The 24300-nt window shown below is 67.9% G+C and carries 9 protein-coding genes; all 9 read left to right on the top strand.

Annotation, left to right across the window (positions count from 1 at the left end):
• Positions 1-74: 74 nt before the first annotated feature.
• The 9 genes from O3298_RS14225 (at position 75) to O3298_RS14185 (ending at position 24250) form a co-directional block, all read left to right on the top strand.
• Positions 75-12719: a filamentous haemagglutinin family protein gene (locus O3298_RS14225; RefSeq protein ID WP_305059743.1), complete on the top strand. Its 12645-nt coding sequence runs from the start codon at positions 75-77 to the stop codon at positions 12717-12719.
• On the top strand, positions 12716-13438 hold the full coding sequence (locus O3298_RS14220) for a sigma-70 family RNA polymerase sigma factor (RefSeq protein WP_289915391.1): 723 nt from the start codon (positions 12716-12718) through the stop codon (positions 13436-13438). Before O3298_RS14225 ends, O3298_RS14220 begins: the two co-directional genes overlap by 4 nt.
• Before the next feature lie 115 nt (positions 13439-13553).
• Positions 13554-14201, top strand: coding sequence for an aldehyde dehydrogenase iron-sulfur subunit PaoA (gene paoA / locus O3298_RS14215; RefSeq protein WP_289915389.1), 648 nt, complete (start codon positions 13554-13556; stop codon positions 14199-14201).
• The gene (locus tag O3298_RS14210; RefSeq protein ID WP_305059742.1) at positions 14198-15157 is read left to right on the top strand and encodes a xanthine dehydrogenase family protein subunit M; all 960 of its coding nucleotides are present in this window, start codon (positions 14198-14200) and stop codon (positions 15155-15157) included. The genes paoA and O3298_RS14210 overlap by 4 nt, the downstream gene beginning before the upstream one ends.
• Before the next feature lie 4 nt (positions 15158-15161).
• The gene (gene paoC, locus O3298_RS14205; protein WP_305059741.1) at positions 15162-17360 is read left to right on the top strand and encodes an aldehyde oxidoreductase molybdenum-binding subunit PaoC; all 2199 of its coding nucleotides are present in this window, start codon (positions 15162-15164) and stop codon (positions 17358-17360) included.
• Positions 17361-17485: 125 nt separating this feature from the next.
• Complete coding sequence (locus O3298_RS14200) at positions 17486-19123, top strand: response regulator (RefSeq protein ID WP_305059740.1); 1638 nt, start codon at positions 17486-17488, stop codon at positions 19121-19123.
• Positions 19120-20148: an ABC transporter substrate-binding protein gene (locus tag O3298_RS14195; RefSeq protein ID WP_305059739.1), complete on the top strand. Its 1029-nt coding sequence runs from the start codon at positions 19120-19122 to the stop codon at positions 20146-20148. The genes O3298_RS14200 and O3298_RS14195 overlap by 4 nt, the downstream gene beginning before the upstream one ends.
• A 10-nt stretch (positions 20149-20158) precedes the next feature.
• Complete coding sequence (locus O3298_RS14190; protein WP_305059738.1) at positions 20159-22678, top strand: ATP-binding protein; 2520 nt, start codon at positions 20159-20161, stop codon at positions 22676-22678.
• A 195-nt stretch (positions 22679-22873) separates the two neighbouring features.
• On the top strand, positions 22874-24250 hold the full coding sequence (locus tag O3298_RS14185) for an OmpA family protein (protein ID WP_305059737.1): 1377 nt from the start codon (positions 22874-22876) through the stop codon (positions 24248-24250).
• Positions 24251-24300 lie beyond the last annotated feature (50 nt).

Genomic DNA, 24300 nt, shown 5'->3' with positions numbered 1-24300 from the left:
TACGTCATGGAGGCATGGACGCTTGCGCTACCGCCAGGCTCCGTTCCCTTCTCTCTAGCCAGGAAACCATTGCCATGACCAAGCTTCACACTGCCCAGCGCCCAGTCCCGAACGTCGACATGGACGCGCAGCGTACCTCCACGCTGGGCAGCCGCTTGCGGCTCACGCCGCTCGCCTACGCACTGACCACCATGCTGATGGCGGGCGCCTTTGCCACGCCGGCCCGCGCGCAGCAGGCGTTCAGCGGCGGCTGGTTCGCGGCAAAGGGCGCGGCGCAGAATACGGCGGCCACTTCGGGCCGCCTGCCGAATGGCCAGCCGCTGCCGCTGGGCAGCCGGCCCGAGGGCCAGCAACAGCAGGCGAACCAGCAGTTGCAGCGCTCGCTCAACAACCTGAACCTGGCCGCGCGCGCCATTGCCGCGCAGCAAGCGGCCCAGGCGCAGGCGCGCCAGGCGGCGGCCGGCGTGCCCGGCGCACCCGATGGCCTCGTGAAAGGCGGCTTGCAGGTCGACACCAACAGCCTGACGGCCGGCTGGCTCAACGCCCAGGCGCCCGTGCAGACGGTAGCGAACGGCAAGACGGCCGTGGTGGTGCAGCAAACGGCGGACAAGGCCATCCTGAACTGGGAAACGTTTAACGTCGGCAAGGACACGATATTGACGTTCCAGCAACAAAAGGATTGGGCCGTGCTGAACCGGGTCAACGATCCGCAAGCCCGTCCCAGCCAGATCCAGGGCCAGATCAAGGCCGACGGCACGCTGCTGCTCGTCAACCGCAACGGCATCGTCTTCAACGGCGCGAGCCAGGTCGACTCGCGCAGCCTGGTGGCGGCCGCGGCCCGTATCAGCGATGCGCAATTCCAGAAAAACGGTATCTATAGCCCCGGCACGGCCGGCGCCACGACGTTCACGGACGCGGCCGGCAAGGTGCAGGTGCAGGCGGGGGCGCGCATCGCCAGCAATGCGCCCAAGGGCAGCACGGAGGGCGGTGGCTATGTGATGCTGCTGGGCAAGGAAGTCCACAACGGGGGCGAGATCGGCACGCCGAAAGGCCAGGCCCTGCTGGCCGCCGGCGACAGCTTTACCATTAAAAAAGGCGTGGGCACGGATGGCAATCCCCTGTCGACCACGCGCGGCAGCGAAGTCACGCCGCAGTTCGCGGCTGGCAGCACGGCGGGCAAGGTGGTCAACACGGGCCTGATCCAGGCGCGCGAAGGCGACGTGACCCTGGCCGGGCGCACGGTGCAGCAGGACGGCGTGCTGCTGGCGACCACCACCACGGCCACGCGCGGCACCATCCACCTCAACGCCCTGGGCAGCGACGCGGCCGTCACCGTGGGACGCGGCGCCACCACGGCCATCCTCGTCGAGGACGACGGCAAGACGACGGCGCTCGACAGCCAGCGCGACGCCATGCGCGGCCCGGCCGTGACGTCCACGGAAAACATCCTCGCCGTCAACGACCGCCGCGACCAGTCGCGCATCGAGATCGGCAGCGCCGGCACGGTGGAATTGCTCGGCGATTCGCGGACCCTGGCCACGGGCGGCCAGATCGCCGTCAATGCGGCCAGCCGCAGCCTGCTGCGCGACGGCGCCCAGCTCGACGTTTCCGGCGCCGTGGGCGTGAAGGTGGCGATGGAAGCGAACAATGTCGAAATCAACGTGCAGGGCAACGAGCAGCGCGATGCGCCCGTCAACCGCGACGGCAAGGCTTTGATCAATAACAATATCTGGGTGGACCGCCGCAAGCTGGTGTTCGTGCCAAAAGGCACGAACGGCTACGACAGCGACCGCTGGTACACGGCGGGCGGCTTGCTGGAAGTGGCCGGCTACCTGGGCACGCAGGGCCACTCCGTCAGCGAATGGATGGCGCAGGGCGGTACGGTCAGCTTCGGCGGCAAGGATGTCGTCACGCAGCTTGGCTCCAGCATCAACCTGTCGGGCGGCACCCTGGACGTGCAGACGGGCGCGCTGCGCCAGACTTGGCTGAAAGGCGCGGACGGCAAGCTGTATGAGGCAGGCAGCGCGCCCGCCGACTTGCCGTATGCGGGCGTGTACAAGGGTTACGAGGAAGAGCATGTGCGCTGGGGCAAGGATGCCAGCGCCTTTTACGCCAATCCATTGATCGCCGCGCAAAAGCGCCTGGAAAACGGCTACACGGTGGGTCGCGACGCGGGCAAGCTGGTGGTGGCGACGGGATCGGCCGTGCTGGAAGGGGGCATTGCGGGCGACGTCTTCCAGGGCGAGCGCCAGGCGCAGGCGCCGCAAGCGCTGCTTGACGGTTACCAGCAGTCGCAACTGGCGGCCGCGCAGCGGGGCCAGCTGATCGTGGGCCAGTACGTGCCGATGTTCGACAAGCGCACGGGCGTGCTGCAGCATGCGCTGTCCGCCGTCATGGACGAGGTGCGCCTGACGCGCGTGCAGGACGGCATCGCCGCCGGCCTCGACGTGACAGGCGTGCTGTCCACTGAGCGCGAGGGCAAGCTGCTGCTCGACACCACCTTGCTGAACAATCAGCAATTGGGCGCCCTGCGCATCGCCGCCAAGGGCGCGATCACCGTCGACAGCGCGCTGCAGGTGGCCGATGGCGGCAATATCACCCTGTTCGGCAAGGACGTGGCCATCAATGCCAGCCTGCGCAGCCGTGGCGGCAGCATCGCGGCCGGCAACGTGCTGAACCAGATCGGTTCGCTGGGCATGCTCGATACCTTCGTCAATCCGGGCGTGCCTCCGGGCACGCTGGTGCTGGCCGACGGCGTCACGCTCGATACCAGCGGCCTGCTCAGTAACGTGCTGCGCGACCCGCTGGCCGCTGCCGGCCTGCCTTATATGAACGGCGGCAGCGTATCGTTGCGAACGTATGGCGACGTGCGCATTGGCAATGGCAGCCTGGTCGACGTCAGTTCCGGCGCGGCCATCCTGGCGCAGGCGAAACAGCAGGGCGGCAAGGGCGGCAACGTGACCCTGGCCAGCTACGGACCGAAGGCCGACCTGGTGCTGGGCAAGGGTGCGCAAGTGCGCGGCCACGGCGTGGCGGGCGGCGGCAAGCTGGAATTGCAGGCCAACAAGATCATGATCGGCCACATTGAAAAACCCGAGGCAGGCATCTTGCAGCTGGACGGCGGCTTCTTCGACAAGGGTTTTTCCAGCTACAGCCTGGTCGGCAAGCAGGGCGTGACGGTAGCGGACGGCGCGCAGGTGGACGTGCGCATGCCGGTATTGCGCGTGGTGGACAATGAAAAACTGGCCCTGTGGATGCCGGAACAGGTCACGGAAAATCCGCTGAAGGGCAGCTTGACGCAGCGCAAGGGCGCCAGCCTGGCCCTGCAGGTGGGCGATATCCAGTCCGGCGCGGCCGACATGGCCATCGCCGAATTGCTGGTGGGCAAGAACGCCGTGGTGAGCGTCGATGCGGGCCAGTCCATCAAGCTGTCCAGCGTGGGCCAGCTGACGGTGGAAGGGCGCCTGAACGCGTGGGGCGGCAAGATCAGCCTGGGCGGTGTGGGCGTCGATCGGACGGTTTCCGAAGCGGTGGAAGCGGCCGGCCATGGCCGTTCCATCTGGATCGGCGAGCATGCCGTGCTGGACGTGGCCGCGCGCGCCGTCAGCGCCACGGATGCGCAGGGCCGGCGCTACGGCAAGGTGGTCGATGGCGGCAGCATCGTCGTCGTCGGCGAGATCGACCATGCACAGGGCAGCACTTCGGCGGCCAGCCTGTTCGTCGTCGTGCGCGACGGCGCCGTGCTCGATGCGTCCGGCGCGCATGCCGTGCTCGACGTCAATGGCGACGCCATCGACGTGGCCAGCGCGGGCGGCAGCATCGCGCTGGCGTCGAACAATGGCCTGTACCTCGATGGCCAGCTGCGGGCCAGGGCCGGCGGCGCGGGCGCGGCGGGCGGCACCCTGTCCGTGGCCACGGGCACGCCCGAATACCTGAAAGTGCTGGCTACGCCCAAGGTGCTGCAGGGCCGCCAGCTGGCCATGACGCAGCGCCAGGGCGCCAGCGACCTGGCCGCGCACGCGAGCGCGCAGGAGGCCGCGGCAACGCTGCAGTATGGCCACGGCCGTTTTTCCGTGGAGCAGGTGGAGGCGGGCGGTTTCGCCAACCTGGCGCTGCTGGGCGCCGCCTCCTTCGACGGCGACGTGGCGCTGCGGCTGCAGCAAAGCTTCCAGCTGTACGGCGCGCCCGTGCTCACGCCCGGCAGCCAGCCCGGCGCGCGCATCAGCATCGCGGCGCCGTATGTGCGCCTGGCCAGCATCAAGCCGGCCGGCCGCGATTTCTATACGACGCCAGGCAGCGCGGGGGCGTCGCCGGTCGCCAGCCAGATCAGCATTGCGGGCGACCTGATCGACGTGCGCGGCATGGTGAACATGCTGGCTGACGACGTGCGCCTGAGCAGCCGCGGCGACCTGCGCTTCCTGCTGTCGCCCTTGGGCTGGGACGGCAACCAGCCGTCGACGGTATTGTCCTCGCCCGGCGACATGACCCTCAATGTGGCCCAGCTGTATCCGGCCACGGGCGCCGGCGCCGCCGTGCGCGTGGGCTATGGTTCCGTTGGCGGCAAGTTCGGCTACGATCCGGCGCGCAGCCTGACCATCGGCCGCAGCACGGCGGACGTGCCGGCCATGCCGTCTTCCGCCTTCGGCTCGCTGGAGCTGGCGGCCGCGCATATCGAGCAGGGCGGCGTCGTGCGCGCGCCGCTGGGCCGCCTGGAGATCGGCGTGGCCCGCTATGACAATGACAAGAGCCTGACGGTCAATCTGCTGGCCAACAGCATCACCTCCGTCAGCGGCGCCGGCATGGTCATGCCGTATGGCGGCACCGTCGACGGGCAGAACTGGAACGTGGATGGCAAGGCGGCCACCTTCATCGGCGTGGGCGGCGTCAATTCGCAAGGCAGCTTGCACATCGGCGTGGAAATGGCGGGCGTGGCCGTGGATGTGCAGCCGGGCGCGCTGCTCGACCTGTCCGGCGGCGGCGAACTGACGGGCGCCGGCTTCATCGCCGGCCGCGGCGGTTCCACCGATGCGCGCTACCATCCGCTGGCGCAGGTGGGAGCGAACGGCGGCTTTGTGCTGCCGGGCCTGGCCACCAACCCCGTGTACGCCATCGTGCCGGGCGTGCAGGCGCCGCAAGCGCCTTCGGGCGGCGAAAAGGCGGCGTCCGACCCGGCCGTGGGCCGGCAGGTGACGATAGGCAGCGGCGTGCCGGGCCTGGCGGCCGGCACCTACACGCTGATGCCGTCCACCTATGCCTTGCTGCCGGGCGCTTTCCGCGTGGAACTGAACGGCCTGGCGGGCCAGGGCGGCGCCGGCAGCGTGGCGCAGCCGCTGCGCAACGGTTCCTGGGCCGCGCCCGGCACCCTGTCGATCGCGGGCACGGACATCCGCGCGCCGCTGGCCAGCCAGCTGATACTCACGCCGGCCAAGGTCTTGCGCACGTATTCGCAGTACAACGAAACGGGCTATGCCGCCTTCGCGCTGGCCGACGCGCAAACGCGGGGCATTCCCCGCGCGCTGCTGCCGTCCGATGCGAAAACGCTCAAGCTGACCATGGCGCCCGGGGGCGGGGCGGACACGCTCCAGTTCCGCGGCACGGGCAAGTTCGCCGCCGCCGAGGGGGGCTACGGCGGCACCGTGGTGCTGATGTCGAGCATTCCTTCCGCTGGCGACATCGAGATCCTTGGCGACGGCGCGCCGGGCACCAGCGGCGCCGGGCAGGTCAGCGTGCGCGCTTCAAGCCTGAACAATATCGGCGCGGCGCGCATCGTGGTGGGCAGCTCGCCGATCACGGAATTTGGCCAGGGCGGCAATTATGTGAATTTCGGCAACAATTTTGCGCGCGCCATCTACCTGCGCGCGGGCGCCGTGCTGTCCGCGCCTGAAGTATTCCTGATCGCCCAGGACCCCAGCAATACCGAGCTGGGCATCGGCGTGATCGATATCGCCTCCGGCGCCGGCATCAGCACCTTGGGCAAGGGCAAGGCAGCCTACGACGCCAACGACGGCTTCATCTACAAGAGCAAGGCGGACATCCACATGCTGGCCGCGTCGAACGGCTTGCTCAACGTGGCGCCCGTGGGCGGCACGGCGCGCGGCGGCATCCGCATCGGCATGTGCGCACCGGCGTGCACGGACACGGCCAGCCTGTACTCGGAAGGCACCCTGCTGCTGTCGACCAGCGGCAGCTTCCAGCTGCACGACACGGCCCGCTACGGCACGCGCAACCTGAGCCTGGCCGTGGGCGCCATCAATATCGGCTCGAACGAGGCGCTGGCGGCGGCCCAGGCCAGCGGCACGCGTCCCTCCGGCCTGACCCTGAACCAGGGCGTGCTGGACCGCCTGCTGCGCGGCGATACCAGCACGGGCGCGCCCGCCCTGCAGGCGCTGATGCTGAGCGCGGCCGACAGCGTCAATTTCTATGGCGACGTGGTGCTCGACACCTACGACAAGGCGAGCGGCAAATCGAACCTGGAACGCCTGGTGCTGACCACGCCGGCCATGTATGGCCAGGGCGGGGCCGGCACGGCGGCCACCATCCGCACGGCCAACCTGATCTGGGGCGGCGCCGTGTCGGCGGCCGGCAACGTGATCGCGCACGGCGCCGGCACGGGCAGCGGCACCCTGAACCTGGAAGCGGAACGCATCGATTTCGGCTTCGGCCCGTTCACCCAGCCGGCCGGTGTCGCCTCGTTCGACCGCCTGGCGCTCGGTTTTGGCACGGTCAACCTGAAAGCGTCGGGACAAGTCACGGCCAACCACAAGGGCAGCCTGTCCGTCTACCAGGCGCAGGGCGCATATGAGACGGGCAAGGGCTTCCAGTACAGCGGCGGCAACCTGCACATCAGCACGCCGCTGCTGACGGGCGACGCCGGTTCCGCGCACAGCTACACCGCAGGCGGCGCCCTGACGGTGGCGGCGCCGGCCGGCGTGGCTCCCGCCGCGCCCGTCAAGAACAACGATGGGCTCGGTGCTCAGCTGAGCTTGAACGGCGACAGCGTCAGCGTGGCGACGGCCGTGGTGCTGCCAAGCGGCAAGCTCACCATCAACGCGCAGCACGACATCAGCGTGGCCGACGCGGCGCGCATCGACATGGCGGGCCGCAAGAGCACTTTCTTTGACGTGGATAAATACAGCTGGGGCGGCGACGTCATCCTGGACAGCCGCGCCGGCGACATCCGCCAGGGGACGGGCAGCGTGATCGACCTGTCGGCTGAGCATAACCGCGCCGGCAGCCTGAAGGCCGTGGCCCTCGACGGCGGGGCCGGCATGGTGGACTTGCAGGGCAAGATCCTGGGCGGCGCCAGCGGCAGCTACGACGCGGGCGGCACCGTGGTGCCCTACAACCATGGCAGCGTGGACGTGCGCGCGCAGACCCTGGGCGCCGGCGGCACTCTGGACAGCCAGTTCGCCTCGCTGAACAAGCGCCTGACGGACGGCGGCGTGACGGGCGCGCGCAGCTTCCAGCTGAAACAGGGAGACTTGACGATCGGCAATGAGGTCAAGGCGGGCGAGGTGCAGGTGTCCGTCGACAATGGCCGCCTCACCGTCGCTGGCATGATCGATGCCAGCGGCGAGCGCGTGGGCAGCATCCGCCTGGCCGGCAAGCATGGCCTGACCCTGGCCGGCAGCGCCGTGCTCGATGCGCACGGCACCGTCCTGCGCGTCGACAGCTATGGCAAGATCATCGACAGCCCGAACCGCGCCATGGTGGAACTGAATGCGGGCGAAGGCGCATTGAACCTGGCCGGCGGCGCGCAGATCGACGTGCGCCATGGCACGGCCGCCGTGGCCGGCAAGGGCAAGGGCGAGCACGACGGCGCCGCGCGCGGCACGGTGGAACTGAACGCGCCGCGCCTGGGCAGCGGCGGTTCCCGCACGGATGCGGACGCCGCCACCTTTGGCGACATCGCCATCGCCGCCGGCGGCGGTTTGACCATTCGCGGCGCGAAATCCATCGCCGTCAACGCCATGCAGCGCTATGACGACGCGGCCTACGCCACTGTGCCGGGCGCCGATGGGCAGCCCGTGCCAGACCTTGCGGCCAGCGGCCGTCCCTATCAGGTGATCAACCAGGCGTATCTTGACAGCAAGCACGGCGACAGCACGGCCTTCATCGACGCGGCGCTGGCGAATACGGCCTTGCGCAACGGCAAACTGGCGGGCCTGGCCACGGCCGCGTATGCCGATGCGCTGCATGTGCGTCCCGGCGTCGATATCGTCAGCAAGACGGCGGACGGCGACCTGGTGGTGCAGGGCGACCTGGATTTGTCGGGCATGCGCTACGCCAGCCTCAATCCCCGCTTCCAGCAGACGACCGTGCGCGGTTCGGGCGAGGTGGGCAGCCTGCTGCTGCGCGCCGGCGGCGATTTGAGCATCTACGGCAGTATCAATGACGGCTTCGCGCCGCCGCCTGCCACCAAGGACGACAGCGGCTGGAAACTGCTGCCGGGGCGCGACTTCAACGGCAGCGACGTCATCGTGCCGGGCAAGGGCGTGACCCTGGCCGACGGCACCATCTTCCCGGGCGGCGTCACGCTCAATTACGACGTGCCCGTCAAGGCCTTCAATGTCCGCGCCAACACGCGTCTGCCCGTGGACGTGGTCCTGAACCAGGTGCTCACCTTGCCGGCCGGCACGGTGCTGGCGGCCGCTGTGCGCGACAGCACCGGCAAGGTCCTCCACGCTGCGGGCACCTTGCTGGCCACGGCACAAACCTTGCCATCCGGCACGCGCCTCGACGCGGGCAGCGTGATTGGGCAGCTGATCAAGGTGCGCGCCATGACCTGGCCGAAAGGCGTCGCCTTGCCCGGCTTGCTGGGCGAGCTCAACGTCGTCACCCTCAGCGGCAAGGTGGTGCTGCCCGTCGGCGCGCTGATCCCGAATGGCACGAACGTCAAGCTGCTGCCGGGCGTGGACGCCATCGAACTGCGCCCGGAAGTGGCGGGCCGCCAGGGCCGGTTGTGGGCCATCGCGCCCATGCTGGCCGACGGCTCGCAGGCGTGGGGCATGCGCCTGGTAGCCGGCGCCGACCTGGACGGGGCCGACACGCGCGCCGTGCAGGCGCATCCCGCGCACGGCACCCTGCGCCTGGCCGACAGCCATTACGGCATGTATGGCGTGTTGATACCGCCGAAGGGCGTGCAGTACTGGACCAAGGAAGCGCAGGAACTGGGCGAGCGCGAAGGCATTCCCGGAATCGTGGCGGGCGAGCCCATCACCGAGGAATTCACCAGCCAGTTCGGCCAGACTGTCGAGGTATTTTGCGCCAACGACCCGAGCCTGTGCGTGCTGAAGGTGGCATACGTGTGGACCAGGGCGGGCGCGGAAGAGTTCGCTGACCCCAGCGTGAAGGCGGGCGACGTGGTCGACCTCGACGGTCTGGGCTGGCCCACCATGTGCGAGGAGAATCCCACCTGGTGCGGCACGTCGCAGCCCACGTTCGACTACAAGGCGTCCAGCCTGCGCTACAGCGTGCTGCGCACGGGCACGGGCGACCTGGACCTGGTCAGCGGCGGCAACTTGCGCATGGACAGCCTGTATGGCGTGTACACGGCCGGCACGTCGTCGGTGGCGACGGCGGCCGGCGACCCGTACAACCTGCCGCGCGCGCGGGGGCTGGACGGCACGGTGCTGTCCAACCCCGACGGCGCGCATGAGCGCCTCGTCGACGGCGGCAGCGACAGCCTCTACCGCGCCTGGTATCCGGACCAGGGCGGCAATCTGCTGCTGCAGGTGGCTGGCGACCTGAGCGGTTCGCTGGTGGGCGCGGCGGCGGCCAGCAACGGGCGTCCCGTCAACAAGGATGGCCTGGGCGGTTCGGTGGCGGTGGGCAACTGGCTGTGGCGCCAGGGCAGCGGTGGCGTGGCCACGGGCGGCCCGGCCCAGCCGACGGCGTGGTGGATCAATTTCGGCACCTATGCTGCCCGCAGCGGCCTGGCCGACACCGTGCTGGGCTTTACGGGCTTCGGCACCCTGGGCGGCGGCAATGTGCGCGCCGACGTGGCGGGCGACGCCGGCATGCTGGCGCGGCAGGTCGGCGCTATCTACGACAGCAACATCAATGTGCGCTCGCAAGGCTTGCTGCTGGCCGTAGGCAGCACCGGCCGCGTGCTCGCCGATGGCAGCCTGCAACTGACGGGCGGCGGCGACCTGGACCTGCGCGTGGGCGGCGCCCTCAATCCCGCCAGCAAGCCCGGTGACGGACACTTGAATGGCGCGCTGGCCGACCTGCGCGGCCATGCCGACGTGGCGGCGGGCCAGCTGGGCACCGTTGCGCTGCAGTACGGCACCTGGGGGACCGACCACGTGCCGCTGGAAACGCGCGCCTTCGACGCCTTCCGCGCCACGCGCGCGACGCCACGGGGCGGCATGACCCTGGTACCGGGCGACGCCACCTTCAGCGTGGCAACCCTGGGCGACCAGGTGCTGCAGGAAGTGGCCGATCCCGGCCGCGTCCTGCAGCTCAATACCTCGTCCTATACCAGCGCGTCGGGCGAGCAGGGCGCCGGCTACAGCTGGTTCAGCCTGTGGACGCCGCGCACGGCGCTCGACCTGCTCTCCGCCGGCGGCAACATGACGCCGCTGACGGCGGGCATCGACACGGCCACCGACCTGGCCATCGTCTACCCGTCCATCGTGCGGGTCGCGGCGCCGCATGGCAGCCTGTACTATGGCAAGGCCATCACGGACTGGAGCTCCGCATCGCTGTATGCCGCGCCTTTGCTGCTGGCGCCGTCGCCCAACGCCCAGCTGCAATGGCTGGCCGGCGACTCCATCTATGCGGGCGGCTATGCCATCAGCCAGTCCGGCGCTGCCGCCGACAGCATGGCGACGCCGTTCAAGCCCGCCTTCGCGGCGTGGAACCTCAGGCCTGGCAGCCTGACGCCCTTGGCCGACAATGTCGCGAGCACGGGCGTGCCATCGTCGACAGTGAACTATCCCCTGTTCGCCTTCGGCCCCGATTCCGCCGCCGGCCCGGCCAACAGCGGCACGCAGGCGGCGCGCATCTATGCCGTCACGGGCGACCTGATGGGCGTGAACAGCGGCCGCATGGTCGCGTTTTACGATGCCCCGCGGGCGGGCGTCACCTGGTACGAGGGGGCGCAGCCGGTGTGGATGAAGGCGGGCCGCGATATCGTCGGCAGCGGCACGGCCCAGCTGGAAGCCGTGGGTGCCAGGGGCGACGGCGACATGATGTTCCGCAATTACAGCAACCTGTTCGTGCACAATAATGCATTTGACGTATCGGTGGTGTCGGCCGGGCGCGACATCCTGAACAGTTCCTTCAACGTGGCCGGTCCCGGCACGCTGGACATCAGCGCCGGGCGCAACATATTGATGCAGGACAAGGGCAGCGTCGTCAGCCTCGGTCCCGTGGTGGCGGGCGACAAGCGTCCGGGCGCCGGCATCGCCATGCAGGCGGGCGTGGGCGCGGCCGGACTCGACTACCTGCGCTTCGTCAAGCCGTATCTCGACCCGGCGAACGTGGCGCAGAAGGGCGTGCCGCTGGCCGACCAGGCCGGCAAGGTAGTGAAAGCGTACGACAGCGAACTGGCGGCGTGGCTGGGCGAACGCTACGGTTTCAAGGGCACGGCCGCCGAGGTTCTGGCCTTTTACCTGGCCCTGCCCGAGCCGCAGCAGCGCGTGTTTGCCCGCAATGTGTATTTCGCGGAACTGAAGGCGGGCGGGCGCGAATACAACGACTGGGACAGCTCGCGCTATGGCAGTTTCCTGCGCAGCCGCAACGCCATCGCGGCCCTGGCGCCGGCCACGGACGCCAATGGCAAGGCGCTTGCCTATGCGGGCGACATCGTCATGTACCGCGGCCTGTACGCGGTGCGCAATGACGGCGAGCAGCGCTGGGATTACTTTCCCCGCAGCGGCTATGTGCACACGAACTTCGGCGGCGACATCCAGCTGCTGACGCCAGGCGGCAAGCAGGTGTTCGGCATCGAAGGCGAGGCGCCGCCGGCGACCTCGGGCGTCATCACCAAGGGCGGCGGCAATATCGAGCTGTTTTCGCACGGCAGCATCCTGCTGGGCCAGAGCCGCATCATGACGACGTTTGGCGGCGATATCCTCGGCTGGTCGTCGGAAGGCGACATCAACGCGGGGCGCGGTTCGAAGTCGACCATCGTCTACACGCCGCCCAAGCGCGTGTATGACAACTGGGGCAACGTGACCCTGTCGTCCGACGTGCCGAGCACGGGCGCCGGCATCGCCACCCTGGCGCCGATCGCGGAAGTGCCGGCCGGCGACGTGGACTTGCTGGCCCCGCTGGGCACCATCGACGCGGGCGAGGCGGGCATCCGCGTCTCGGGCAACGTCAACCTGGCCGCGCTGAAGGTGATGAATGCGGCGAATATCCAGGTCAAGGGCGAAGCGAAGGGCATGCCGACGGCGGCGTCCGTCAACGTGGCGGCCATGACGAACGCCAGCGCGGCCGCTTCCCAGGCCACGGCGGCGGCGCAGGACGTGGTGCAGCGCGAGCGCGCAGCCACCCGTTCCGCGCAGCCATCCGTGTTCACGGTGCGCGTGCTGGGCTTTGGCAGCGAGGCGCCGCCCGACAGCGCGCAAGCGACGCCGCAGGAGGGCGCGCGCATCGAGGCGGCCGACTACAACCCGCGCAGCGCCGTGCGCGTGCTGGGCCTGGGCACCTTGCCGGAATCGGCCACGCGCCAGCTGACGGCGCAAGAGCGCAGCAGGTTGTCGCCATGATGGCCGGCATGGCGAAGGCGGCCGATGCCTTGCCCTTGCGCATGCCGGGCGCTGGCGGGCATGCGGGCATGGCCTGGTACCGGCCAGCCATCCGGCCCCGCCTGCGGGCGGCCAACGATGTAGCCCCGCCGCCATCGTTTCCCGCTCAGGGCGCCCGGCTGCAGGCGGTGCTGGAAGGCAATTACGCGGGACTGCACCGGCGCCTGGCGCGCCACCTGGGCTGCACCGAGCTGGCCAGCGACAGCCTGCACGACGCCTGGCTGCGGCTGGGCGCGCTGGCGGCCGGCGACGGCGCGGCGCTGGCGCACAGCCCCGTCGCCTATGTCTTCCGCGTGGCGTGCAATGCGGCCATGGACAGCCTGCGCCGCAACCGCGCCTGGCTGTATGCGGACGAGGGCGGTGACGATGGCGCCGCCGGCCTGGTCGATTTCCTGGCCGATACGGCGGCCGGGCCGGAACGCCTGGCCGAGCTGCAGGCGGACGTGCGGCGCCTGGCGCAGGCCGTCGACTTGCTGCCGCGGCGCCACCGGCAAGTGCTCGAAGCGCTGCGCGTGGATGAACTGACCCGCCAGGAAGTGGCCGAGCGGCACGACATGTCGCTGCGCAACGTCGATACGGCCCTGCGCCAGGCGCTCGACCATTGCGCGCGCCACACGGGTTACGCGGCGCAGGGGGGCGTCGGCACGACCCGGCGCGGCCTGCGCTTGCGCCAAGGATAGGCGCTCCCCCATGTTTTACGTTCGTTCGCGTACAGACGCGCAGAAATTCCGCTGACAGAGTGGAACTCCGGGCCTGCATGCGCCCACCCAGCCCACTGCCAGGAGGAAGCGCGACATGACCGAGTGTAATCACATCAATGCTGGCAGGCGCGGCGTGCTGATCGCCGGCGCGCTGTCGGCCACGGCGGTGGCCGTGCCCGGCGTGGCGGGAGCGGCGCAAGCGGTGAGCACGTCCGGCCAGGCGCCGCCCGTCCTGATGCAAGTCAGCCTGGACGTCAACGGCCAGCGCCGCAGCCTGGAACTCGACACGCGCACCACCTTGCTCGACGCCTTGCGCGAACACCTGCACCTGACGGGCACCAAGAAGGGCTGCGACCACGGGCAATGCGGCGCCTGCACCGTCCTGCTCGACGGCCAGCGCATCAATGCCTGCCTGACCCTGGCCGTGATGCATGACGGCGCGAAGGTCACCACCATCGAGGGGATGGGCACGCCCGACAAACTGCACCCCATGCAGGCGGCTTTCATCGCGCATGACGGCTATCAATGCGGCTATTGCACTCCGGGGCAGATCTGTTCGGCCGTCGCCGCGCTGGGCGAGATCCGCCAGGGCATCCCCAGCCACGTCAGCACCGACTTGAATGCGGCGCCGCAGGCGACGCCGGAAGAATTGCGCGAACGCATGAGCGGCAATCTCTGCCGCTGCGGCGCGTATTCCAACATCATCGAAGCCATCACGGAAGTGGCGGGGAGGCCGGCATGAGAGTGTTCAGCTACCAGAAGCCCGCCACGCCGGCCGAAGCGGCGGCCGCCGCCGTGAACACGCCGGGCGCCAGGTTCATCGCCGGCGGCACGAATCTGCTCGATCTGATGAAACTCGACATCGAAACGCCCGCGCATTTGATCGACGTCAATGGCCTCGCCCTGGACAAGGTGGAAACTACAAAGGACGGCGGCTTGCGCATCGGCGCCCTCGTGCGCAACACGGCGCTGGCGGCGCACGCCACGGTGCGGCGCGATTATGCCGTGCTGTCACGCGCCTTGCTGGCCGGCGCTTCGGCGCAATTGCGCAACAAGGCAACGACGGCCGGCAATTTGCTGCAGCGTACGCGCTGCCCGTACTTCTATGACACGAACCAGGCCTGCAACAAGCGCGTGCCGGGCAGCGGTTGTTCGGCCATCGCCGGCTTCAGCCGGCCGCTGGCGATTTTGGGCGGCAGCGAAGCCTGCATCGCCACGCATCCCAGCGACATGGCCGTGGCCATGCGCGTGCTCGACGCTTCCATCGACACGGTGCGGGCCGACGGCAGCACGCGCAGCATCCCCATTGCGGACTTTTACCGCTTGCCGGGCAGCACGCCGCAGCTGGAAACCGTGCTGCAGCCGGGCGAGCTGATCACCAGCGTGACCTTGCCCCGGCCCGTCGGCGGCATGCACGTCTACCGCAAGGTGCGCGACCGCGCCTCGTATGCGTTCGCGCTGGTGTCCGTGGCGGCGATTATCTTGCCGGACGGCACGGGCAGGCTGGCCCTGGGCGGCGTCGCGCCGCAGCCGTGGAGAATTGCCGCGGCGGAGCAATCGATGCCCCAAGGCGCCGCCGCCGTGAGCGAACGCCTGCTGGCCGGCGCCCTGCCGACGGCCGACAACGCCTTCAAGGTGACCCTGGCGCAGCGCACGATCGCCGCCGTGATGGCGCACGCATCCGCACAGAAAGGCTAGGGCCATGAAATTTACGACACCGGCGACCACCAATCCCATCGACCAGCTGAAAGTCGTGGGCCGCCCCACGGACCGCATCGACGGCCCCCTGAAAACCACGGGCACGGCGCCGTACGCCTATGAACAAAACAAGGCCGCGCCGCACGCCGCCTACGGCCAGGTCGTAGGCGCGGCCATCGCCAGGGGCCGCATCGCCTCCATCGACAGCAGCGCGGCGCGGCGCGCGCCCGGCGTGCTGGCCGTGGTGACGGCGGAATCGGCTGGGAAATTGGGCAAAGGCAAGATGAACACGGCCAGGCTGCTGGGCGGCCCCGAGGTCGAGCATTACCACCAGGCCATCGCCCTGGTGGTGGCGGAAACCTTCGAACAAGCCCGCTCGGCCGCGCAGTTGCTTGACGTTAAATATGTCGAACAGCCGGGTGTTTTCGACCTGGCCAAGGCGAAGAATACGGCCACCAAGCCGAAGGATGGCCAGCCCGACAGCAAGACGGGCAACTTCGCCGGCGCCTATGCCCAGGCCCCCGTGCGCCTGGACGCCACTTATACGACGCCCGACCAGTCGCACGCCATGATGGAGCCGCACGCTTCGATTGCCGCCTGGGAAGGGGATAAATTGACGGTGTGGACGGCGAACCAGATGGTGGACTGGGGCCGTGGCGACCTGGCCCGCACCCTGGGCGTGCCGAAAGACAAGGTGCGCATCGTCTCGCCCTACATCGGCGGCGGTTTCGGCGGCAAGCTGTTCGTGCGCGCGGAGGCCTTGCTGGCAGCCCTGGGGGCGCGCGCGGCGCAGCGTCCCGTCAAGGTGGCCCTGACGCGGCCCTTGATGTTCAACAACACGACGCACCGGCCCGCCACCATCCAGCGCCTGCGCCTCGGCGCCACGCGCGATGGCAAGATCACGGCCATCGGCCATGAATCGTGGTCGGGCGACTTGAAAGGGGGCCAGCCGGAAACGGCCGTGATGCAGACGCGGCTGCTGTACGCGGGGCCGAACCGCATGACGGCCATGCGCCTGGCCGTGCTCGATTTGCCGGAAGGCAACGCCATGCGCGCGCCAGGCGAGGCGCCGGGGCTGATGGCGCTGGAGGTCGCCATGGACGAAATGGCCGATAAATTGAAAATGGACCCCATCGTCTTTCGCATCCTGAACGACACGAAAGTGGACCCGGAAAAACCAGGCAGGCCGTTTTCTCAGCGCCGCCTGATCGATTGCCTGCGCACGGGCGCCGTGGAATTCGGCTGGAAGGAGAGGTCGACGCAGCCGGGCATGCGGCGCGACGGCCGCTGGCTGGTGGGCATGGGCGTGGCGTCCGCCTTCCGCAACAACCTCGTCATGCCGTCCGCCGCCCGCGTGCGCCTCGACGCCAACGGCATCGTGACCGTGGAAACGGACATGACGGACATCGGCACGGGCAGTTACACCATCATCGCGCAGACGGCGGCGGAAATGCTGGGTGTGACCTTGACGCGGGTCGTCGTGCGCCTGGGCGACTCGGATTTCCCCGTTTCGGCCGGTTCGGGCGGGCAGTGGGGCGGCAACAGTTCCACGGCCGGCGTGTACGCTGCCTGCGTGCGCCTGCGCCAGGCCATCGCCGCCAAGCTGGGTTTCGACGAGAAGGAGGCGCGCTTTTCCGACGGCCAGGTGAGCCAGGGCGAGCGCAGCGTACCGCTCGCAGCCGCCGCCTACCATGGCGACATCGTCGCGGAAGACCGCATGGAATATGGCGACCTCGATAAAAAATTCCAGCAATCGACGTTCGGCGCGCATTTCGTCGAAGTGGGCGTGGACAGCGACACGGGCGAAGTGCGCGTGCGCCGCATGCTGGCCGTGTGCGCGGCCGGCCGCATTTTGAACCCGAAAGCGGCGCGCAGCCAGGTGATCGGCGCCATGACCATGGGCGTGGGCGCGGCCCTGATGGAGGAACTGGTGGTCGACCAGCGGCGCGGCTTTTTCGTCAACCACGACCTGGCCGGCTACGAAGTGCCCGTGCACGCCGACATCCCGCACCAGGACGTCATCTTCCTCGATGAAACGGACCCCATGTCCTCGCCCATGAAAGCCAAGGGCGTGGGCGAACTGGGCATCTGCGGCGTGGCGGCCGCGATCGCGAATGCCGTCTATAACGCGACGGGGGTACGTGTGCGCGACTATCCGCTGACCCTCGACAAGCTGCTGCGGGGGCTGCCCGCCATGACCTAGCCTCTGCCTGGCGTCGCCGCGCGCGTGACAAAGCGTGTATTTTTGGTAATTTTCAAGTGCTATGCTCGGAACGCATCTTGCGGGGCAGGTTTCAGGTCCGCAAGGCCATGCCGCCAGGAGAATGCATGAACAGCTCACCAATGCCGCCGCGGATACTGATCGTCGATGACGAGCTGGCGCATGTGCGCGCGCTGTGCGACACCTTGCGCGGCCAGGCTTACGACACGACGGGGCTCGCCTCGGGCGAGGCGGCGCTGTCCCTGCTGGCCGTCGAATCGTTCGACCTGCTGTTGGTCGACCTGATGATGCCGGGCATGAACGGCATCGCCGTGGTGGAAGCGGCGCGGCAGATCGATCCCGACCTGGCCTGCATCATCATGACGGGCGAAGGCACGATTGCCTCGGCCGTGCAGGCCATGCAGGCGGGTGCGCTCGATTACGTCGTCAAGCCGTTCAAGGTGTCGGGCATCCTGCTGATACTGGCGCGGGCGCTGGAAACGCGCCAGTTGCGCATCGCCAATGCGCGCCTGGAACTGCTGCTGCGCCAGCACACGGCCGAACTCGACGCCATGAACAAGGATTTGCAGCTGGCCCGCGAAGTGGCCGAGCGGGCGAATCAGGAAAAGACCAATTTCCTGTCCAGTATGAGCCACGAGCTGCGCACGCCGCTCAACGCCATCCTGGGCTTTTCGCAGATGCTCACGTCCGATTCGATTCCCTCGACGGCGCAGGAAAGGAAAACCTTTGCCTCGCACATCTTCGGCGCCGGCCGGCATTTGTTGACCTTGATCAACGATATCCTCGACATCGCCAGGATCGAGTCGGGCAATATGTCGCTGTCGATGGAGCCCGTGGACCTGGCCGGCATCTACCACGAATGCTGGCAAATGATGGAACCGCTGGCGCACAAGCGCGGCATCACCCTGACGTTCGTGGAAGCGGTCGGCCTGCATGTGCTGGCCGACCGCACGCGCCTCAAGCAGGTGCTGATCAACCTGCTGTCGAACGCCGTCAAGTACAACCGCGAACAGGGCGAGATCCACGTCGATTGCCAGCCCGTCGATGCGCAGCGGCTGCGCCTGTCCGTGCGCGACACGGGTGCCGGGCTGAGTGCCGCGCAGCTGGAGGCGCTGTTCCAGCCCTTCAACCGCCTGGGACGCGATGCGCGCGACGAGGAGGGCACGGGCCTGGGACTGGTAGTCAGCAAGCGCCTGGCCGAAGCCATGCAGGGCAGGCTCGGCGTGGCCAGCACGCCCGGGCGCGGCAGCACTTTCTGGCTCGATATCGCCAGTTGCCCGGCGCGCCAGCCGCTGCAGGAAAGCCCGCGCCTGCCCGCCATTGCCCGGCCCGCCGAGCCGATAGCGTTGCCGGAGCGCAAGACGCTGCTGTATGTGGAAGACAATCCCCTGAACGTGACCCTGGTGGCGGGCCTGATCCATTTTCGCCCCGATCTCGACCTGCTGTCGGCCGGCGACGGGCAAACGGGCCTGGAGATGGCGCGCCGCCACCTGCCGCAGCTGATACTGATGGATATCGACCTGCCCGACATCAGCGGCACGCAAGTCATGCAGCTGCTGCGCGCCGATGCCCGCACGGCGCATATTCCCGTCATCGCCCTGACGGCCGTGGCGGGGCCCGGCGATGTTCGCCAGGGGCTGGCGGCCGGCTTTTACCGGTATCTCACCAAGCCGGTCGACGTGGTGGCGTTTTCCGAGGCCGTCAACAGCGCGCTGGAGTTGGCCACGGCGCAGTGCAGCGCATGAGCGGCCCGACGCCAGCGCGGCGGACGGTCTGGCTGGCGGCCGCACTGCTGCTGGCGGTGCTGGCCGCCATCGCCCTGTGGCGGCTGTATTTCCGTGCCGCGCCGCCGTCCGGCCCCGTGGAAGAGCTGCGCCTGGCCGTGAACGCGGAATACGTGGGCAGCTGCCCCGTGCTGGCCGCGCACGGGCAGGGCTATTTCGCGCGCGAAGGCATCCACGCGCGGCTGCAATCCTACTCGTCGGGCAAGGCGTCGCTGGAAGCCGTGTTGCAGGGCCAGGCCGACCTGGGCACCGTGTCCGATATTCCCGTGGTGCTGGCGAGCCTGAAGAACCAGTCCGTCGTCATCATCGCCAGCATCTTCGAGGCCGAACGCGACCACGGCATCGTGGGGCGCCTGGACCGCGGCGTGTCCACGCCCGCCAGCCTGAAGGGCAAGCGCATCGGCGTGACCCTGGGCACCTCCGGCCAGTTCGCGCTGGACGCCTTCCTGAACCGCCAGAAGCTGCTGCCAGGCGAAGTCACCCTGCACAACTACGCGCCGGACCAGCTGGCCGCTGCGCTGGCGCGGGGCGAGGTCGATGCGGCGGCCGGCTGGGAACCGTTCCTGACGGCCATGACGCACGCCATCGCGGGCAAGGCGGCCATCTTCTATGGCGAGGACGTGTATGCGGGCCTGTTCAACGTGGCCGGCGCGGGCGATTACGTGCGTGCGCATCCGGCGACGATGCGCAAGGTACTGCGCGCGCTGATCGCCGGCGCGCGCTTTTGCCAGGACGAGCCCGACGCCGCGCGCGCCCTGTTTGCCAGGGCGTCGCCCGGCGAGGCGGCGCGCCTGCAGGCGGCCTGGCACGGTTATCAGTTTGGCGTCGTGCTCGACCAGGGCTTGCTGCTGGCGCTGGAAGACGAGGCGCGCTGGGCCATCAAGAACCGCCTGGGCGAGCGCGGCGACATGCCGAACTTCCTCGACGCCGTCTATCTGGATGGCCTGGAAGCCGTGGCGCCATCGGCCGTGACGGTCATTCATTGAGAGGGCCACCGTGAAAATCGTCACGCGCTTCAAGCTGGCCCAATTGTTTTGCGTGGTGCTGGTGGCCATCATCGTCGCCGTGCTGTTCTCCACCACCATGGCGATGCAGCGCGAACTGGCGAAGAACAAGGCGGCGGCCGATATCCTGCAAGCCGTCACGTCGCTGCGCTACCTGTCGATCGAGTATGCGCTGCACCATGGCGCGCGCACGCGCGCCCAGTGGCAGCTGCGCAGCGAGTCGCTGTCCACGGGGCTGCTGGCCACGCCCGCCTTCAACGGCGACGAAGAGCGCAAGCTGCTGCGCGAATTGCAGGGCGACCTGGCCGGCGTGGGCGGCCTGTTCGAGCTGTTTGTCGCGAATCACCGCGAGCTGGGGCAGGACCCGCAGCGGCGCGAGGTGCTGGGCGAGCTGGAAGCGCGCCTGTCGGGCCAGATCATGGGCAAGGTGCAGGGCATGATTTCGGATGCGATGCGGCTGTCCGAATTGAGCCGGCAAGGCGTGCTGGAGGCGCAGCAGCACGCCAACGTGGCCGTGATGCTGTTTGGCGGCATGATCATCGCGCTGGTGGCCGGCTTGATCTACTTCACCATGACCAGCGTCACGGGACCGCTGGAAAAGTTGCGCCAGGGCACCCTGATCGTCGGCGCCGGCAAACTCGATTTTGCGCTCGGCGTGCACACCAAGAATGAAATCGGCGACCTGGCGCGCGCCTTCGACGGCATGACGGAAAAGCTGCGCCGCACCACCGTCTCGCGCGACGAGCTGGCGCACACGAATGCCGCCCTGGAAACGCAGATCGCCGAACGCCAGCTGGCCGAGCGCAAGGTGCATGAACAGCTCGAGCGCCTGAACCTGCTGCAGCAGATCACGCGCTCGATCGGCGAGCGGCAGGACTTGCGCAGCATCTTCCAGGTGGTGGTGCGCAGCCTGGAAGAGCAGCTGCCCATCGATTTCAGCTGCATCTGCCTGTATGAGCCGTCGCAGCACGCGCTGCAGGTGACGTGCGTGGGCGTGCGCAGCGAGGCGCTGGCGCAGTCCTTCATGATGAGCGAACACGCGCACATTCCCATCGATGAAAATGGCCTGTCGAGCTGCGTGCGCGGCAAGCTCGTGTATGAAGCCGACATCGCCGGGGTGGCGTTTCCGTTTCCGCAGCGGCTGGCGCAAGGGGGGCTGCGCGCCCTCGTCATGGCGCCGCTGCTGGCTGAAAACACGGTCTTCGGCATCCTGATCGTGGCGCGCCGTGCCGCGCACAGCTTCACCAGCGGCGAATGCGAATTCCTCAGCCAGCTGAGCGAGCATGTGGCGCTGGCCGCCAACCAGGCGCAGCTCTATGGCGCGCTGCAGCGCGCGTATGACGATTTGCGCCAGACCCAGCAGTCGGTGATGCAGCAGGAGCGCCTGCGTGCGCTGGGGCAGATGGCCAGCGGCATCGCGCACGATATCAATAACGCCATTTCCCCCGTGGCCCTGTACACCGAGTCCTTGCTGGAGACGGAAACCAATCTCAGTCCGCAGGGCCGGCATTGCCTGGAAGTGATCGAACGGGCCATCGACGACGTGGCCGCCACGGTGGCGCGCATGCGCGAATTCTACCGCCAGCGCGAACCGCAACTGGCGCTGTCGCCCATCAATGTCAACCTGGTGGTGCAGCAGGTGCTGGACTTGACGCGCGCGCGCTGGAGCGACATGCCGCAGCAGCGCGGCATCGTCATCGCCCTGCGCATGGAGCTGACGGACGGGTTGCCCATGCTGCCCGGCAGCGTGGGCGAAATCCGCGAAGCGCTGACGAACCTGGTCTTCAACGCCGTCGACGCCATGCCGGAAGGCGGCACCCTGACCGTGCGCACGGCCTGCATCGGCGCGCCGGGCCAGGCCGGGGTACGGCAGGTGCAGGTCGAAGTGGGCGATACGGGCATCGGCATGGACGAAAATACGCGCCGCCGCTGCCTGGAACCGTTTTTTACCACCAAGGGCGAGCGGGGCACGGGCCTGGGCCTGGCCATGGTGTACGGCATGATGGAGCGCCATGGGGCCGGCATCGACATCGTCACGGCGCCGGGGCAGGGCACGGCGGTGCGCCTGGCGTTTCCCGCCTGCGCGGAAGGCGAGGGGGTCGAAGTGCCCGACACGGCCCACGCTGTGCCGCCGCGCCTGCGCATCCTCGTGGTGGACGACGACCCGATGGTGCTCAAGTCCCTGCGCGACATCCTGGAAATCGACGGCCACGACGTGGTGTCCGCCGATGGCGGCCAGGCCGGCATCGACTGCTTCCTGGCCGCCTGCGACAGGGGCGAGCATTTCGCGGTGGTCATCACGGACCTGGGCATGCCCCACGTGGACGGGCGCAAGGTGGCCAGCGCCGTGCGCCAGCATTCGCCGGCCACGCCCATCATCATGCTCACGGGCTGGGGCCAGCGCCTGGCGGCCGACAGCGACTACCCGGAACACGTCAACTGCGTGCTGGGCAAGCCGCCGCGGCTGAAGGAATTGCGGCGCGCCTTGAACATGGTTATTTCGACGGGGTAGGTGGCGAGCTCGTTCGAGCCAGATCGTCCTTGTTTAATCTGTATCAAGCTTCGCTGCGATCGCCGCACAGCGGCGTGACGACTCACTAGACTTGTATAGATGGATCCGTCATTCCAGCCTTTGCCAAAGGAGTGATGAGTATGTCTGTTGTCTGTCCAAGCGAGTCAAACGTCTTGTCTTTCGTAAGGCGATACTGTGATCATACCGAGCCCCCCGCCAGAAGCAGCACCTGTCCCGACGTATAGCGGCGATTCGCTGAGCAAGAAAATAGCGATCCTCGATCTCGTGACGACCTTGACATATAAACTGGCCGTTGCAGTGGGCGCCATCGTCACGCTGACCTATCTGTTTGACATTCAGTTTTTTCCCAGCAGTTTGACGCCAGGCGAAGTGGTATTCTTTATCTTTGTGGCACTGATGTTCGGTTTTCTGTACTGTATCTTCCTGTTGTTCGGGGCCATGTCCGCAGTGTGGCTGCTCCAGCTGTGCTCCTGGCTGGAAAAGCGGGTTTCCAGGAGGTACGCTGGCTGTGGTCAGGCGACCCTGTTTGTCGTTCCAGCCGGGCTGCGTGGCGTTGGCTATTGCCTGGTATCGCTGTTCTTTTTTTTGCTGTCCTTGCTGTATGCATTCGCCGGTGCTAGACCTTCTTTGTTTTTACTGATATTGATCTTTTTCTGTGCCGGTTTTCTTACCCTCTTTCTAGGCACGGCTGGTACGCAAGCGGGTATCACGGTCGCAGGTGCGCAGCCGAAGCCGCAGCGCAGATTGGCGCAGCTTGCCGCAGTGTTCGTCGCACCGCTGGTACTCGTGCTGTTCTTCGGGCCGTTCATGAAGATGGTGCATATGGCTTTCCAGCTATTGGGTGTGCGTATTCCCGACGTCAGCATCGAAGTGCCCGAGACCGAGCTCGGTGAAATCGAGCGCGTCACGGAAGTCGTCGGCCGCCCCATCCTTGACTGCCGCAGGAGCGCCGGGGGGCGATTGCTGGTACATCATGCCGATGTATTGTGGACCGGCGTTGGCGGCGTGTCGCTTGTCACGTTCAGCGTACGCACGAAGCCGGAGGCCAGTATTTTCAGCCCTGAACCGGTCGTCCTCAAGGTTGCCACCTTGCGTCTGGATGCGGCAACGATGCGCATCATCAAGAGCCGGCCTGTCTTGAATCCCTGTTTCGACCTATCCAACGACTTGCTGTTCAAAACCGGCAGCGAGCAATTATTGCCAACGGTACAACCGCGTCTGCAGGCTCTTGCCTCAGCCATTCTGGCATCGGGTACGCCGCATGACATTATGGTGCGCGGCCACAGTGACGCCCGTCCTTTCGCGGGCAGTATTGCTGGAAAAGCCGTGGATAATCAACGTCTATCGGAGCTGCGCGCAGAGGCGATTGTCAATGTACTCAGAACTGCGCTGGATGGAAAGAATCTGACAATGCGATCGGAAGGGGCGGGTGCGCGGGAGCCGCGCGTGAAATGCCCTGTCGAGGCAAGCACTACCGCATATGAAACGGAACAGTGCAATGCCTTGAACCGCAGGGTGGAGGTGCGCGTGCTGTACGCGCAAACGCAGTAAGGCGAGCGGTGGCAGCGGCGTTTGCAGCCGTTTCCGCAACTCGCCTGGCG

Source organism: Janthinobacterium sp. SUN137 (genome assembly GCF_030587265.1).
Taxonomy (GTDB): domain Bacteria; phylum Pseudomonadota; class Gammaproteobacteria; order Burkholderiales; family Burkholderiaceae_D; genus Janthinobacterium; species Janthinobacterium kumbetense.
Note: the sequence above shows the minus strand (reverse complement) of the source record. Positions and strands in the feature narration are given on the sequence as shown.